The following is a 14949-nucleotide window of genomic DNA, read 5'->3' as shown; positions in this document are numbered from 1 at the left end:
TGCTTTAGCCATGCGAACTCAGGTCGGGATCATCGGAGCCGGGCCGGCCGGCCTGCTGCTCTCCCATCTGCTCCATCTGCGCGGGATCGAGTCCGTCGTGCTCGAACGCCGCAGCAGGGAGTACGTCGAGCGGCGGGTGCGGGCGGGAGTGCTCGAACAGGGCACGGTCGACACCCTCATCGAGGCGGGGGTGGGCGAACGGATGCGGCGGGAGGGCCTGCCCCACCACGGCATCGAGCTGCGGTACGGCGGAGCGGGCCACCGCATCGCCTTCGAGCGGCTGGTGCCCGGTCGCTGCATCACCGTGTACGGCCAGCAGGAGGTCGTCAAGGACCTGATCGCCGCGCGCCTGGCGGCCGGGGGCGACATCCGCTTCGAGGTGGACGACGTGGCGGTGCACGACATCGGCACCGACCGGCCGTACCTCACCTTCACCGGGGCGGACGGCGCGGGCGAGCGGCTGGACTGCGACGTGATCGCCGGGTGCGACGGCTTCCACGGGGTGTCCCGGCCGTCGATCCCCGAGGGCGTGCTGACCGAATATCAGCGCGACTACCCCTTCGCCTGGCTCGGCATCCTCGCGAGGGTGAAGCCGTCGTCGGAAGAGCTGATCTACGCGCGGACCGAGCGCGGCTTCGCGCTGCACAGCATGCGCTCCCCGGAGATCAGCCGGTTCTACCTCCAGGTCGCGCCCGACGAGGACCTCGCCGAGTGGCCCGACGAGCGGATCTGGTCCGAGCTGCGGGCCCGGCTGGAGACCGTGCCCGGTTTCACCCTCGCCACCGGGGAGATCCTCGAACGGGGGATCACGCCGATGCGCGGCTTCGTGGCCGAGCCCATGCAGTACGGCAGGCTGTTCCTGGCCGGGGACGCGGCCCACATCGTGCCGCCGACCGGCGCGAAGGGGCTCAACCTCGCGGTGGCCGACGTGCGGGTGCTGACCGAGGCGCTGGCGCGGTTCTTCGCCGACGGCTCGACGGAGGCGCTGGACGGCTATTCACAGGCCTGCCTGCCCCGGGTGTGGCGGGCCCAGCACTTCTCGTGGTGGATGACGACGCTGCTGCACACGTTCGAGTCCGACGACGCCTACGCCAGGAAGCTGCAGACCTCCTACCTCGACTACGTGACATCCTCCGAGGCGGCCGCGACGACGCTGGCGGAGAACTACGTGGGCCTGCCCTACCAAGAGGAGAAGCCATGACACATCCTCCTTACCTGCACCCGGACTACGCCAGCACGGTCCTGCGGGCGCCGTCCCGGCCGCCGCTGGAGATGAAGGAGGACCCGGAGGCGGCCGAGCTCACCGGCCCGGTCTTCGGGCACGGCGAGGTGGATCCGCTCGACGCCGATCTGACCGCGGGCCACGCGGGCGAGCCGCTCGGCGAGCGCATCATCGTCACCGGGCGCGTCCTCGACGCCGCGGGCCGGCCGATCCCCGGCACCCTGGTCGAGGTCTGGCAGGCCAACTCCGCCGGGCGGTACGCCCACCAGCGCGACCAGCACCCGGCCCCGCTCGACCCCAACTTCACCGGCGCGGGCCGGTGCCTGACCGACGACGAGGGCCGCTACCGGTTCGTCACGATCAAGCCGGGGGCCTATCCCTGGCGCAACCACCCCAACGCCTGGCGGCCCGCGCACATCCACTTCTCGGTGTTCGGCACGGCGTTCACCCAGCGCCTGGTGACGCAGATGTACTTCCCGGGCGACCCGCTGTTCGCCTACGACCCGATCTTCCGGTCCATTCCGGACCCGGCCGCCCGTGAGCGGCTCGTCGCCGCGTTCGACCTCGACGTGACCGAGCCGGAGTGGGCTCTCGGCTATCGGTGGGACATCGTGCTCGGCCAGACCCCCATGGAGGACGCGTGACCACTCCCTCGCAGACCGTCGGGCCGTTCTTCGGGTTCGCCCTGCCGTACGCGGCCGACTGGGAGCTCGTCCCCGAGGGCCATCCGGGGGCGGTCACGATCACCGGTGTGGTGCTCGACGGGGCCGGTGAGCCGGTGCCCGACGCCCTGCTGGAGCTGTGGACCGGAGAGCCCGGCGAGCGGGGCGCCCTCAGCCGGAAAGGCGCCGGGGCGTCCGGCTTCGGGCGGTGCGGCACCGCGCCCGACGGCTCCTACCGGTTCCGCCTCGCGCCGCCGTCCCGGCCGTACGCCGCGCTGCTGGTCTTCGCGCGGGGCCTGCTCAAGCCGGTGCGCACCCGCGTCTATTTCGCCGACGCGCCCGATCCCCTGCTCGGCTCCCTCGACCCGGCCCGCCGCGCGACGTTGCTCGCCCGCCCGGAGGGGCAGGACGTCTACCGGTTCGACGTACGGCTGCAGGGCGAGCGGGAGACGGTCTTTCTTGAGTTCTGATGTGGGGTTGCTCTCCCCGGTGTGGGCGGGCACGGACGTCGCGGCGGTCACCGGCGACGACGCCTGGCTGCGAGCGATGCTGGAGGCGGAGGTGTGCCTCGCGCGGGCGCAGGCCCGTCTCGGCGTCGTCCCTGAGCGGGCCGTCGCCGCGATCGCCGAGGCGGCGCGTGAGGACCGTCACGACGCCGCCGATCTCGCCCGCCGCGCCAGGGACGCGGGCAACCCGGTCGTGCCGCTGGTCAGGGACCTGCGGGCCGCGGCCGGCGAGGCGGGGCCCTGGGTGCATCACGGCGCCACCAGCCAGGACATCCTCGACACCGCGGCGATGCTGGTCGCCGCGCGGGCCCGCGAGGTGATCCTGCGCGACCTCGATCGGGTGCTCGCCGCGCTGGCCCGGCTGGCCGCCGATCACCGGGACACCCCGATGGCGGGGCGCACGCTCGGGCAGCAGGCCGTGCCCACCACGTTCGGGCTGAAGGCCGCCGGGTGGCTGGCCGGCTGCCGCGACGCGCGCGACCGCCTCGCGGCGGTTCGGCTGCCGGTGCAGCTCGGCGGCGCGGCCGGCACCATGGCCGGGTACGGCGAGCGGGCGCTCGACCTGCTGCCGCTGTTCGCGGCCGAGACCGGGCTGGCCGAGCCGGTGCTGCCCTGGCACACGCTGCGCACGCCGGTGACCGACCTGGCCGGCGCGCTCGCCGCCGTGACGGGCGCGCTGGGCAAGCTCGCCACCGACGTGATCCTGCTGGCGCAGAGCGAGGTGGGCGAGGTCGCCGAGCCCGCCGCGCCGGGCCGGGGCGGTTCGTCGGCGATGGCGCACAAGCGCAACCCGGTGCTCGCCACGATGATCAGGTCGGCGGCGCTGCAGGCGCCCGCGCTCGCGCAGATCGTGCTCGCCGCGCGGGTCGCCGAGCACGAGCGGCCCGCCGGGAGCTGGCACGCCGAGTGGCAGCCGCTGCGCGAGTGCCTGCGCCTGGCAGGCGGTGCGGCGGAGACGGCCGCCGAGCTGACCGAGGGGCTGGAGGTCTTCCCCGGGCGCATGCGGCACAATCTCGATCACCTGCGCGCCGTGCTGGCCGAGCACGGGGAGGACGGCGGCGTCGGGCAGGCGCCCGCGCTCGTCGACCGGGCGCTGGAATGGTACACGAGGAAAGACCGATGATCCTGAACCACCGATTCGACGGGCCGCCGGACGCCCCGGTCGTCGTGCTCGGGCCCTCGCTGGGCACGACGCTCGGCCTGTGGGAGCCGCAGCTTCCCGCGCTCACGTCCACCTGGCGGGTGCTCCGCTACGACCTGCCCTGCCACGGCGGATCCCGGGCCGCGTCCGGATTCACGCGTGATCTGACCGTGGACGATCTCGCCGGCGGCGTGCTGGCGCTGCTCGACCGCCACGGCGTCGAGGCCGCGGCGTACGCCGGGGTGTCGCTGGGCGGGGCCGTCGGGACCGCTCTGGCGCTGCGTGCGCCGGATCGGATCGCGAGCCTGGTCCTGTGCTGCACCTCCGCCCGCTTCGGCACGGCGGACAGCTGGCGCGAGCGCGCCGCGCTGGTCCGCGCCGAGGGCACCGAACCCCTGATCGAGGCGACGCGGGGCCGGTGGTTCACTCCGGGATTCCCCGACGCCGAGCGCTACCTGGACATGCTGCGCGGCGCGGACCCCGAGGGATACGCCGCGTGCTGCGACGCCCTGGCGGTCTTCGACGTACGCGACCGGCTCGGCGAGGTCCGCGCGCCCACTCTGGTGATCGCCGGAGCGGACGACCCGGCGACCCCGCCGTCGCACGCGGAGGTCCTGGCCGAGGGCATCCCGGAGACCGAGTTGCTGGTCGTGCCGGGGGCCGCCCACCTGGCCACCGTCGAACGCCCGGACGTCGCGACCCCGGCGATCACCGAGCACCTGACCACCCGCTGGAGGACGGCATGAGCTACGACGACGGCATGCGGGTGCGCCGCGAGGTGCTGGGCGACGCGCACGTGGACCGGGCGCGGGCGCGCACCACCGAGTTCACCGCGGACTTCCAGAACCTGATCACCCGGTACGCCTGGGGGGAGATCTGGACCCGGCCGGGGCTCGACCGCCGGACCCGCAGCTGCATCACGCTCACCGCCCTGGTGGCGGGCGGGCACCTGGAGGAGCTGGCCATGCACGTGCGGGCCGCGCGGCGCAACGGGCTCACGACGGTCGAGATCAAGGAGGTGCTGCTGCAGACCGCGATCTACTGCGGGGTGCCGGCCGCCAACGCCGCGTTCGCCGTCGCCCAGCGGGTGCTCGCGGAGGAGGTCTCGGAGGAGGTCCCGGAGGACGCCTCATGACGCCTGGGAGGAGGTGAAGTCCTTCTCCCTGGGTACGGGTGCCTCACGAGCAGAGGAGGGACCTGAATGATCGAAATCATCCCCGTCGAGACCCCCTCCCTTGGCGACCGCGGCTACCTCGTCACCGACGGGAAGGTCGCCTTCGTGGTGGACCCGCAGCGGGACATCGACCGGGTGCTCCGCCTGGCCGAGCGGCGCGGCGTCGAGATCCGCCACGTCTTCGAGACCCACGTGCACAACGACTACGTGACCGGCGGGCCCGCCCTCGCCTCGGCCACCGGCGCGGACTACCACGTCAACGCGGCCGACCCCGTGGAGTTCGACCGGTGCCCGATCGAGGACGGCGACGTGGTCGAGATCGGCCCGCGCACGCGCCTGCGTGCCGTCGCCACCCCCGGCCACACCTTCACCCACCTGTCGTACGTGCTGGAGTGCCCGGACCGGCCGCCCGCCGTCTTCACCGGGGGCTCGCTGCTGCACGGCACGACCGGGCGGCCCGACCTGCTCGGGCCCGAGCACACCGGCGCCCTGGCGCGCGCCCAGCACGCCTCGGCGCACCGGCTGGCACGCGAGCTGCCGGCCGAGACCGGCGTCTTCCCCACCCACGGGTTCGGCAGCTTCTGCTCGGCCGCTCAGTCGGACGTCACCGAGTCGACCATCGGCAGGGAACTGCGGGTCAACCCGGTCCTGACCCGCGGCGAGGACGAGTACGTGAAGGCGCTGCTGGCCGGGCTGGACGTCTATCCGGCGTACTACGCGCACATGGCCCCGCTCAACCTGGCCGGGCCCGACGCGCCCGACCTGTCGCCGCCGCGCCACGCGGACGCCGCCGAGCTGCACCGCCGCCTGCGGGCAGGCGAGTGGGTGGTGGACCTGCGGTCCCGTACGGCTTTCGCGTCCGGCCACCTGGCGGGGACGCTCAACTTCGGGCTGGACGGCAACCTCGCCGTCTACCTGGGCTGGCTCCTTCCCTGGGGGACGCCGGTGACGTTGCTGGGCGAAACGCCCGGGGACATCGCGCGGGCCCAGCGTGAGCTGGCGCGGATCGGCATCGACCGCCCTGCCGCGGCCGCCACCGGAGGACCCGCCGAGTGGGCCGGCGACGACAAGCCCGCGTCCATGCCGTCGGCGACGTTCGCCGACCTGGCCGCCGTACGCCGCAGCCGCCCGATCGTGGTCCTGGACGTGCGCCGTGAGATCGAGTGGCGCGGGTCGCACCTCCCGGGGGCGATCCACATCCCGCTGCACGAGCTGCCCGCGCGGCTGGGCGAGGTGCCGGACGGCGAGGTGTGGACGCACTGCGCGAGCGGCTACCGCGCGTCCATCGCCGCCTCGATCCTGGCCGCCGCCGGGCGTGACGTGGTGGCCGTGCACGACGCGTACGACGGCCGGGCCGCGGCCGCGTAGAACACCGCGTAGTTCGGGCAGCCCAGCTCAGGCAGCCCAGCTCAGGCAGCGCAGTTCAGGCAGCGCGGATCAGCCGAGCGCGAGCACCGCGATCACGGTGCGGGCGGCCTGCCCGCCCTCCTCCTCGGCGATCTCCAGGGCGGTCGCGACGTCGAGGTCGTCCAGCAGGGCGCGCACCACCGCCCGCTCGCCCGTGCCGGAGGCCGCGGGCCGCCCGGCCGCGGTGCGGGAGGCAGCACGGTGGAGACGCTCCAGCCGGGCCTCGGCCTTCTCCAGGTCGCCGGGGCGGTAGTCCCAGTCGTCCGCCCACGGGTGGCCGAGGAGCAGCAGGCGTACGGCGCCGGCCGGATGGTGCCGCAGGAGATCGGCGGTGAAGACGAGGTTGCCCGCCGACTTGGCCATCTTGGCGCCGTCCACCCGCACCACCCCCACGTGCAGCCAGGAGCGGGCGAACGGCCGCACACCGGTCACCGCCTCGGCCATCGCGGCCTCGTAGGCGTGGTGGGGGAAGCGCAGGTCGGCGCCGCCCGCGTGCAGGTCGAGGGCGGGGCCGTACGTCGTCAGCGCCATGGCCGCGCACTCGGCGTGCCAGCCGGGCCGCCCGTCGCCCCACTCGCTCGGCCAGCCCGGCTCGCCCTTCGCCGACGGCCGCCAGACCGCGACGTCCGCCGGGTCGTCGCCGTCCGCCGGGTCGTCGCCGAACTCCGCCAGGAGGCGGGCCGCCTCCTCGGGACCGAGCCCGGCCCGCTCACGCACGCCCGCGCCGCGGAAGTACACCGCGCCGTCCCTCTCGTACGCGTGGCCCAGCTCCAGCAGGGCACGGGCGAGCGCCACCACCTGCGGCACATAGGTGTGCGCCCGCGGCTCGTACGTCACCGGGTGCACGCGCAACGCGGCCATGTCCCGGTCGAAGTAGAACTGCTGCACGGCGGCGAAGCTGTCGTAGGGGCGGCCGGCCCGGCGCGCCGCCGAGGTCAGCACGTCGTCCACGTCGGTGACGTTGCGGCAGACCTCGACGGGCACGCCCACGTGCCGCAGCACCCGCACCGCCACGTCGGCCCACACGAACGTCCGCGCGTGACCGAGATGGGTCGTGTCGTAGGGCGTGATCCCGCACACGTACATCCGGGCGCGGCCCACCACGGGCAGCGGCCGCCCGCCGATCGTCAGCATGAAACCCCCTTCATCCCGGGCGGAGGAACTCCCGCAGCCGATCCAGTGGCCACGTGTTGATTACCCGGTCGGGGGTGAGCCAGCCGCGCTGCGCGGTGCCGACGCCGTATCGCATCACGTCGAGGTGCGGCACGGCGTGCGCATCGCTGTCGATCGAGAACAGCACGCCCATGTCGGCGGCCCGCCGGACGAGGTCGGAGGGCAGGTCGAGCCGGTCGGGGAAGGAGTCGATCTCCAGCGCCGTCCCGGTGCGCACGCAGGCGTCGAACACCCTGGTCCAGTCGGCGTCCACCGGCTCGCGCCTGCCGATGATCCGCGCCGTCGGATGGCCGATGATCTTCACGTACGGGTTCTCGCAGGCCCGGATCAGCCGCCGGGTCATCTCCTCGGGCGGCTGGGTGAAGTGCGAGTGCACCGAGGCCACGCACAGGTCGAACCCGGCCAGGAACTCCGGCGGCCAGTCGACCTCGCCCTCCGGGCAGATGTTGAGCTCGCACCCGTGCAGCAGCGTCATGCCGTGGCGGGCGGCGCCGAGGCGGCGGAGCCGCTCGCGCTGGGCCAGCGCCTTCTCGTCGGTCATCCGCTGCATGAACAGGTTGGGCGCGTGGTCGGTCACCGCATAGTAGGCGTAGCCGCGCGCCGCGGCCGCCTCGATCATCTCCTCCAGCGGCGCGAGCCCGTCGGTCAGGTCGGTGTGGGTGTGCAGGTCGCCGCGGATGTCGGCCAGGGTCACCACCTTCGGCAGCTTCCCTGCGAGCGCGGCCTCGATCTCCCCGGTGTCCTCGCGCAGCGTCGGCTCGATCCACGGCAGGCCGAGCATGCCGTACACCTCCGCCTCGTCGGCCGAGGTGATCTTCTCGCCGGTCGCCACGTCGAACACGCCGTACTCCGACAGCTTCAGCTTGCGGTGCACGGCGATCTCCCGGGTGCGGATGTTGTGCGCCTTCGAGCCGGTGAAATACTGCAGCGCGGCGCCCCAGGAGTCCCTCGGCACCACCCGCAGGTCGACCTGCAGCCCCGCCGTCGTGCGGACCGAGCTCTTCGTGTCGCCGTGGGCGATCACCTCGGTGACGTACGGCAGCGTGGTGAAGGCCGCCATCAGGGCGGCCGGGTCCTTCGCCGTGGCCAGCACGTCGACGTCGCCGATCGTGTCCTTCATCCGCCGCAGCGACCCGGCGTACGCGCACCGCTCGCAGCCCGGCACGGCCGACAGCGCGGGCACGATCTCCTCGGCGACCGCCATCGCGGTGCCGATGTGCACCCGGCTGCCGGTCTTGCGCATCACCTCGATGCCGTGCAGCAGGTTCTCCTCGGTCTTCGGCCCGAAGCCGTGCAACCCGCGCAGGTCACCGGCGCGGATGGCGTCCTCCAGCTTCTCGATCGAGTCGATCCCCCGCTCCTGATAGAGCAGCATGGCCTTCTTCGGCCCGAGCGTGGGGATCGTGGTCAGCATGCGCACCCCGGCGGGGATCTTCGTCCGCAGCTCCTCGAGCCGGTGGATCGACCCGGTCCGCAGGTATTCCTCGATCTTGGCGGCGATCGACTCGCCGACGTTCGGGATCGCCCGCAGCTCGGCCGCGTCCATGCCGTCGATGTCGCGGCCGTAGCCGCCGACCGAGCGGGCCGCCTTCTCGTAGACACGCACCTTGAAGGCGTCGCCCCCGGTGATCGCGATCAGGTCGGCGTACTCCTGCAGCAGCCCGGCGACCTCCTCGTTGCAGCGTCTCATCACAGGCACCCCCAGGCCAGGCTGCGACGTGTCCCGGGGCCCCTTCCAGGTGCGGAGGTCCCCACCGGCTGTGACCGAAGGCCCAGGGACCGAAGGCCCGCGTGACCCAAGATCCGCCTGACCTTGTCCGGTTCGGCCGGAAGGCGACCATAATGGCGACCATGACGGAATCGGCGGCGAAGCCCGTGCGGCTGCCGGGCCGGTTGCTCGTCGCCGCGTTCGGGCTGACCGCCCTGCTGCTGATCTCTCCGGCCGCGGTCGCCGCGTCGGTGGTGCCGGCGTGGCCCGCCTGGACCCTGGTGGCCGCCGCGGGGCTGTCGTTCGCGGGAGCCGTGCTGACCACCCGCCTGGACCGCCCGGACGTACGGCCGGTGACGGCGGCGTTCGTCGGGCTGCTCGCGGCGGTCGTGGTGGCGGCGGCCCTGGCCTACCGGGAGGACGGCTGGCAGACGCTGTTCTCGCTGCTCGCCGTGGCCGTGGCGCTCGTGCTCCCGGTCAGGGCGGCGCCCGCGCTCGTCGCCGTCACGGCCGTGCTGGCCGCGGTCGTCCCGGTGCACAGCTCGGTCGGCGAGGCGCTGTGGGGCGCCGGGCTGACCACCTTCCTCGCCGGGATCACGACGTACGGCTTCCGCCGGATGGGCGAGGTGATCGCGGAGCTCGCCCGGACCCGGGAGGCGCTCGCCGTCGCCGCCGTCTCGGCCGAGCGCCTGCGCTTCTCCCGTGACCTGCACGACCTGCTCGGCCACACGCTCTCGATGGTCGTCGTCAAGGCCGAGGCCGTACGCCGGCTGGCCCCGCGCGACACCGAGGCGGCCGTGCGGCACGCCGCGGACATCGAGACCATCGGGCGGCAGGCGCTGACCGAGGTGCGCGAGGCGGTCACGGGCTATCGGGACGCGAGCCTCGCCTTCGAACTCGACAGCGCCAGGGCGGCCCTGGAGGCGGCCGGCATCGAGTGCGTGGTGAAGGAGTCGGGGCCCGCGCTGTCATGGGAGACCGACATGCTGCTGAGCTGGGTCGTCCGTGAGGGGATCACGAACGTCGTGCGGCACTCCGGCGCCCGGCGCTGCGTCATCACGCTGCGCCGCGACCGCGACCCGGTGCTGGTCGAGATCAGCGACGACGGCCCCGACGACGACAGTGACGACGGCATGGGCGGGAAGGACGGCAGCGGCCTGCGCGGGCTGCGCGAGCGCCTGGCCGTCGCGGGCGGGCGGCTGACCACGGCCCGCACGCCGCGCGGCTTCGTCCTCACCGCCGAGATCCCGCACGCGGGCGTGGACGACGACGACCGGAAGGACGGCCTGTGACCCGGGTGCTGATCGCCGAGGACCAGACGATGATGCGCGACGCGCTCACCGTGCTGCTCGACCTGGAGGACGACTTCGAGGTCGTCGCGCAGGTCTCCACGGCGGGCGAGGTCGTGCCGGCCGCGCTGCGGGTCGAGCCCGACGTGGCACTGCTCGACATCGAGATGCCCGGCGGCAGTGGTCTCGACGTCGCCGCGGACCTGCGGGACGCCCTCCCGGAGTGCGTGGTGGTCATCGTCACGACGTTCGGGCGGCCCGGTTATCTGCGCCGGGCGCTCGACGCGGGCGCCCGGGGCTTCGTGGTCAAGGACCGGCCCGTCGGCGAGCTGGCCCAGGCGATCAGGCGCGTGCTGGCGGGCGAGATCGTGGTCGATCCCGCCCTGGCCACCGCCGCCCTGAGCGCCGGGCCCAACCCGCTGACGCCGCGCGAGCGCGAGGTGCTGGCCGCCGCCGCGGACGGCTCGGCCGCCGCCGACATCTCCCGCCGCCTCTACCTGTCGGAGAGCACCGTACGCAACCACCTGTCGGCGTGCATCACCAAGACCGGCACCCGCAACCGCATGGAGGCCGTACGGGTCGCCCGCCACAACGGCTGGCTGTGACCCTCGGCGACCTCTCAGCGGCCGAGGTACTCCTCGCCGAGGGCGCGCAGGCGGGCGTGCGCGGAGCCGTACACGTCCGGGCCGCCCAGGTAGGCCTTGGGCAGCTTGGCCACCATCGTGTAGTTGGTGTCGCAGACGTTGCCGACCGGGGCCTGCCCGCCCTGGCTGACGAGCTGGTAGGCGTCCAGCTCGTCGAGACCGGTGAGGGAGGAGGTCCAGGTGACGAGGTCGTGCTGGCTGATGCGGTAGGCGTCCTCCAGCGGCCGGGCCGAGCCGGTGGACATGATGTGGTGGTCGTCCTCCAGCCGGGGCCACGGCGTGCCGACGCCCTTGATCAGCTCGACGGCGACGACGGTGTTCATCGCGGCCTCGACGGCCGTGCCGCAGACCTCGCCGTGGCCCTGCCGGCAGTGTCCGTCGCCGATGGCGAACAGCGCGCCCGGCACGTTGACGCCCAGATAGACGGTGACCCCGGCACGCAGCTCGGGGGTGTCCATGTTGCCGCCGTGGGCGTCGGGGGTGATCGTCATCCGCGCCTCGGCGGCGGCCGGGGCGACGCCCACGGTCCCGTGCATCGGGTCGAGCGGCATCTCGACGGCGAAGTCGCCCCGCCGGGCGCGGTAGCGCACGGTCCGCTTCCCGGCGTCCACCTCGTACATCCACACGACCTCCTCCAGCGGCGGCTGGAGGGTGGCGGTGGTGTGCGTGCTCGTCAGCGCCCCGAAGTGCGGGAACGTCGTGGAGACCGCCCAGTCGCGGGCGGGCTCGATCGAGACGAAGTGGAGGGCCAGCGTGTCGCCGGGCTCGGCCCCCTCGACGTGGAACGGGCCGGTGACCGGGTTCAGGTAGGGGAACTCGCAGACCTGCGAGGGAAGGTCGCCGGGGCCGCGCACCCGGCCGCCGAAGCAGTCCTCGGTGTACAGCTCGAGCACCGTGCCCGGGGCGACGGACTCGACGGCCGGACGACCGCCGAAGGTGTACGCCAGGTCGTCGGGACGGGGACGGTAGGACACGACGTTCACTCGGTGGCCTCCGGGGTGACGGCGGACAGGGTGGGGCGCCGGCCCATCATGTAGGAGCCGGCGAGGATCACGACGCCGATCGCCAGCCAGACGAATCCGAGCACCTGGGCGGCGATGCTGGCGTTGATCACGACGTAGAGCAGGATGAGGAAGCCGATCGCGGGGGCCACGAGGTGCCGCCACCAGTCACGGCTGCCGTTGCGGACGACGTAGTGGACGACGACCGAGACGTGCAGGGCGAGGAACGCGGTCATCGCGCCGAAGTTGACCAGCGAGCCGAGCAACCCGATGCCGTCGTCGCGCGTGCTCATGTACAGGCCGAGGGCCAGGGACACCGCGGCCACCAGGAACGTGGCGTTGACCGGCACCTTGTGCTTGGGGTGCACCTTGCGGAGGAACGCCGGGAGCTGGCGGTCGCGGGCCATGGCGAACAGCAGGCGGGAGGTGGCCGCCTGGGCGACCAGGGAGTTCGCGAACCCCCAGGCGACGGCGGTGGCGACGGCCGTGAGCACGCTCAGCCAGTGGCCTCCGGCGTACTCGGCGGTGTCGTAGAACGCGTTGTCGCCGCCGTGGGCGAGGAGCTCGGCGCGGTTGGGGGCGAGCAGCGCCGCCACCCAGGTCTGCGCGACGAACAGCGCGCCGGCCAGGACGAGGGCGAAGACCATCGAGCGGCCCAGGCGCCGGGTGCTCTCGCGGCTCTCCTCGGCGAGCATCGAGATGCCGTCGAACCCGAGGAACGACAGCACCGCCACGGACACGGCTCCGAACGCCAGCGGCCAGGAGAACGTGGAGGAGTCGAACAGCGGGCTGAGCGCGGCGCCGTGGCCCTTGCCCTGTGCCAGGGCGACGATCCCGACGATCAGGAAGATCGCGAGCACGATCAGCTCGGCGACCAGCATGATCTTGTTCATCCGGGCGGTCATCTCGATGCCGAGGTAGTTGACCACCGTGTTGAGCACGATGAAGGCGATCAGCCACACCCAGATCGGCACGCCGGGCACGAACGACGTCATGGCCGAGCTCGCCACGAGGTACAGCAGCGCCGGCACCAGCACGTAGTCGAGCAGGATCACCCAGCCCGCGAGGAAGCCGACCGGGGCGGCGATGCCCCGGCCCGCGTACGTGTAGACCGAGCCCGCCATCGGGAACGCCCGCGCCATCTGGGCGTACGACTGGGCGGTGAACGCCATCGCGACCATGCCGATCACGTAGGCGAGCGCCACCATCCCGCCGGACGACTGGAAGACGCTGCCGAAGATGCCGAACGGCGCGATCGGCACCATGAAGATCAAACCGTAGATGAGCAGGTCGGCGAAGCTGAGCGAGCGCTGCAGCTCTTGTTGGTAACCGAAGCGCTCGACGCTGGGCGCCGTTGGCTGTGGGGAGGACATGGATCCGCTCCTAAACGCACATGGGGGCAGAGCCGTACGATAGGGGCAATCCTTGAAAACGAAAAGGTTTCTAGTGGAAGTTTTACATGGGGTACATAAACGGCGTGACGACCTCGAAGTCCAGCCCGTCGGCCCTGGCGAGGTACACCCGCTGCCGCACCCGCCCCTCGGCCAGCGTGAGCGGGCCGCGCCCGGAGACGATCGTCGTGCCGTCGGCGACCGCCTCCACGGCGGGCACCGCCAGCGTGCCCGCGCGCCGGGCCAGGGCGGCCAGCATGAGCACACCCTCGTAGCAGCCGTGACCATGCCCGTTCAGCAGCGGCGCCTCCGGGCCGAACATCGCCGTGTAGCGCTCGGCCAGGGCGAAGTTGGCGGCGGTCACGATGCCGCCGAAGTACCCCATCGCGGCGTAGAGCCCGCCGGTCGTGTCGCCGCCCGTGGCGAGCAGCCCGTGCTCCTCCAGCGCGCCGCACAGCCGCGCGCAGCCGAGACCGCTGGCGGCGAAGGCCCGGTTGAACGCGATCAGGTCGCTGCCGATGAGCGTGAGCAGCACGGCGTCCGGCCGCGCCGCGGCCACCTCCTCGAGCAGCCGGTCCGTCGCGGCGGTGCCGGGCGGGACGAGCCGCTCCCCCACGACCGTCGCGGACCGGGCGCGCAGGTGCCCGCGGGCCGAGGCGTGCACCAGGCGGGGCCAGACGTAGTCGTTGCCGAGCAGGAACCAGCGCCGGGCCTTCCGGTGCCCGACCAGCCAGTCGATCCCCGGGGCGACCTGCAGCGACGCCGGCTCGCCGAGATAGTAGACGCCCGGACGCCGGGCGCCGCCCTCGTACGGCGGGGTGTAGACGAACGGGGCCGCGCCGCCGAGCGCCTGCTCGACCGCGATGCGCACGTCGCTGGCGTGCGTGCCGACGACGGCCTGGACGGCGCCGGAGAGCACCAGGCTCCGCACCTCCGAGGCGACCGCGGACGGACCACGGCCCCCGTCGACGAGCACGAGCTCGACCGGCCTGCCCAGCACTCCCCCGGCGGCGTTGACCTCCCGGGCGGCCAGCACGGCACAGTTGATCGCTCCGGGCCCGAGCAGACCGAGCACACCGGAGACCGGCACCACCAGCGCGACCCGGAGCGTGTCCGCGGGCAGCAGGTGTGCCTCAAGAGAGTCGATGACGACTGTGACAGGATCGGCCACGTGCACGAGTATCCCCCCACCGAACAGGTGACCGGCCTCGGGTCGTCGCTCGCCTATCTGCTGAGCCGGGCAGAACGCAGCGTCAACCGCGGCCTGGCCGCCGTGCTCGCCACCGAGGACGTGACCGTCGAGCAGTGGCGCATCCTGCAGGCGCTCGCGGACGGGCGCGGGCACTCGATGGGCGACCTGGCAGAGGCCGCGCTGATGCCCCACCCCACGCTGACCAAGGCGGTCGACCGGCTGGTGGACCGCGCGGTCGTCTACCGGGGACACGACCCGGCCGACCGCCGCAAGGTCGCGGTCTTCCTCGCCGACCGGGGCCGCGACCTGCTCGCCCGCCTGGAGGCGGGCATCGCCGAGCACCAGCGGGGGATCATCACCGCGTACGGCCCGGCCCGCACCGACCGCCTGATGCGCGACCTGGAGTCGCTGCTGGCCTCCCTGGAGGACTGACATCGAA

15 protein-coding genes are annotated in these 14949 nt (G+C 73.2%); 10 read left to right on the top strand and 5 right to left on the bottom strand.

What is annotated here, in order from left to right; translation table 11 throughout:
* The first annotated feature begins 10 nt into the window (after positions 1–10).
* The 7 genes from pobA (at position 11) to HCK04_RS17815 (ending at position 6073) form a co-directional block, all read left to right on the top strand.
* A complete protein-coding gene (pobA, locus tag HCK04_RS17845) occupies positions 11–1201 on the top strand; it encodes a 4-hydroxybenzoate 3-monooxygenase (RefSeq protein ID WP_142648472.1) in 1191 nt (396 codons plus the stop codon).
* Positions 1198–1866, top strand: a complete 669-nt coding sequence (gene pcaH / locus HCK04_RS17840; protein WP_142648471.1) for a protocatechuate 3,4-dioxygenase subunit beta — start codon at positions 1198–1200, stop codon at positions 1864–1866. Before pobA ends, pcaH begins: the two co-directional genes overlap by 4 nt.
* Positions 1863–2354, top strand: coding sequence for a protocatechuate 3,4-dioxygenase subunit alpha (locus tag HCK04_RS17835; protein ID WP_142648470.1), 492 nt, complete (start codon positions 1863–1865; stop codon positions 2352–2354). Before pcaH ends, HCK04_RS17835 begins: the two co-directional genes overlap by 4 nt.
* Complete coding sequence (gene pcaB, locus HCK04_RS17830) at positions 2344–3513, top strand: 3-carboxy-cis,cis-muconate cycloisomerase (RefSeq protein WP_205830394.1); 1170 nt, start codon at positions 2344–2346, stop codon at positions 3511–3513. Before HCK04_RS17835 ends, pcaB begins: the two co-directional genes overlap by 11 nt.
* Positions 3510–4277 (top strand): 3-oxoadipate enol-lactonase, encoded by a 768-nt coding sequence (gene pcaD, locus HCK04_RS17825; RefSeq protein WP_142648469.1) that lies wholly within the window; start codon positions 3510–3512, stop codon positions 4275–4277. Before pcaB ends, pcaD begins: the two co-directional genes overlap by 4 nt.
* Positions 4274–4666, top strand: a complete 393-nt coding sequence (gene pcaC, locus HCK04_RS17820; RefSeq protein ID WP_142648468.1) for a 4-carboxymuconolactone decarboxylase — start codon at positions 4274–4276, stop codon at positions 4664–4666. Before pcaD ends, pcaC begins: the two co-directional genes overlap by 4 nt.
* Positions 4667–4732: 66 nt before the next feature.
* Complete coding sequence (locus HCK04_RS17815) at positions 4733–6073, top strand: MBL fold metallo-hydrolase (RefSeq protein ID WP_142648467.1); 1341 nt, start codon at positions 4733–4735, stop codon at positions 6071–6073.
* Between the two features lie 69 nt (positions 6074–6142).
* On the opposite strand, the gene HCK04_RS17810 is transcribed toward HCK04_RS17815, so the two are convergent.
* Together HCK04_RS17810 and polX are read right to left on the bottom strand one after the other, a co-directional pair.
* Positions 6143–7246 (bottom strand): class I tRNA ligase family protein, encoded by a 1104-nt coding sequence (locus HCK04_RS17810; protein ID WP_142648466.1) that lies wholly within the window; start codon positions 7244–7246, stop codon positions 6143–6145.
* Positions 7247–7256: 10 nt separating this feature from the next.
* Positions 7257–8975, bottom strand: coding sequence for a DNA polymerase/3'-5' exonuclease PolX (gene polX / locus HCK04_RS17805; protein WP_142648465.1), 1719 nt, complete (start codon positions 8973–8975; stop codon positions 7257–7259).
* A 161-nt stretch (positions 8976–9136) separates the two neighbouring features.
* Here polX and HCK04_RS17800 point away from each other — a divergent pair, with 161 nt between their 5' ends.
* Both HCK04_RS17800 and HCK04_RS17795 read left to right on the top strand, forming a co-directional pair.
* The gene (locus HCK04_RS17800) at positions 9137–10285 is read left to right on the top strand and encodes a histidine kinase (protein ID WP_142648464.1); all 1149 of its coding nucleotides are present in this window, start codon (positions 9137–9139) and stop codon (positions 10283–10285) included.
* Entirely contained in the window at positions 10282–10887 is a 606-nt protein-coding gene (locus tag HCK04_RS17795) for a response regulator transcription factor (protein WP_142648463.1), read from the top strand. Before HCK04_RS17800 ends, HCK04_RS17795 begins: the two co-directional genes overlap by 4 nt.
* Before the next feature lie 14 nt (positions 10888–10901).
* Here the strand turns inward: HCK04_RS17795 and HCK04_RS17790 are convergent, their stop codons facing one another.
* The 3 genes from HCK04_RS17790 to HCK04_RS17780 form a co-directional block, all read right to left on the bottom strand.
* Entirely contained in the window at positions 10902–11909 is a 1008-nt protein-coding gene (locus HCK04_RS17790) for an acetamidase/formamidase family protein (protein WP_142648462.1), read from the bottom strand.
* A complete protein-coding gene (locus HCK04_RS17785; RefSeq protein WP_142648461.1) occupies positions 11906–13300 on the bottom strand; it encodes an APC family permease in 1395 nt (464 codons plus the stop codon). The genes HCK04_RS17790 and HCK04_RS17785 overlap by 4 nt, the downstream gene beginning before the upstream one ends.
* Positions 13301–13382: 82 nt before the next feature.
* Positions 13383–14489, bottom strand: coding sequence for a substrate-binding domain-containing protein (locus HCK04_RS17780; protein ID WP_142648460.1), 1107 nt, complete (start codon positions 14487–14489; stop codon positions 13383–13385).
* On the opposite strand from HCK04_RS17780, the gene HCK04_RS17775 reads away from it, so the two are divergent.
* On the top strand, positions 14490–14942 hold the full coding sequence (locus tag HCK04_RS17775; protein WP_260617313.1) for a MarR family transcriptional regulator: 453 nt from the start codon (positions 14490–14492) through the stop codon (positions 14940–14942).
* Positions 14943–14949 lie beyond the last annotated feature (7 nt).

The organism is Microbispora sp. CL1-1 (genome assembly GCF_012034195.1).
Taxonomy (GTDB): Bacteria; Actinomycetota; Actinomycetes; order Streptosporangiales; family Streptosporangiaceae; genus Microbispora.
Note: the sequence above shows the minus strand (reverse complement) of the source record. Positions and strands in the feature narration are given on the sequence as shown.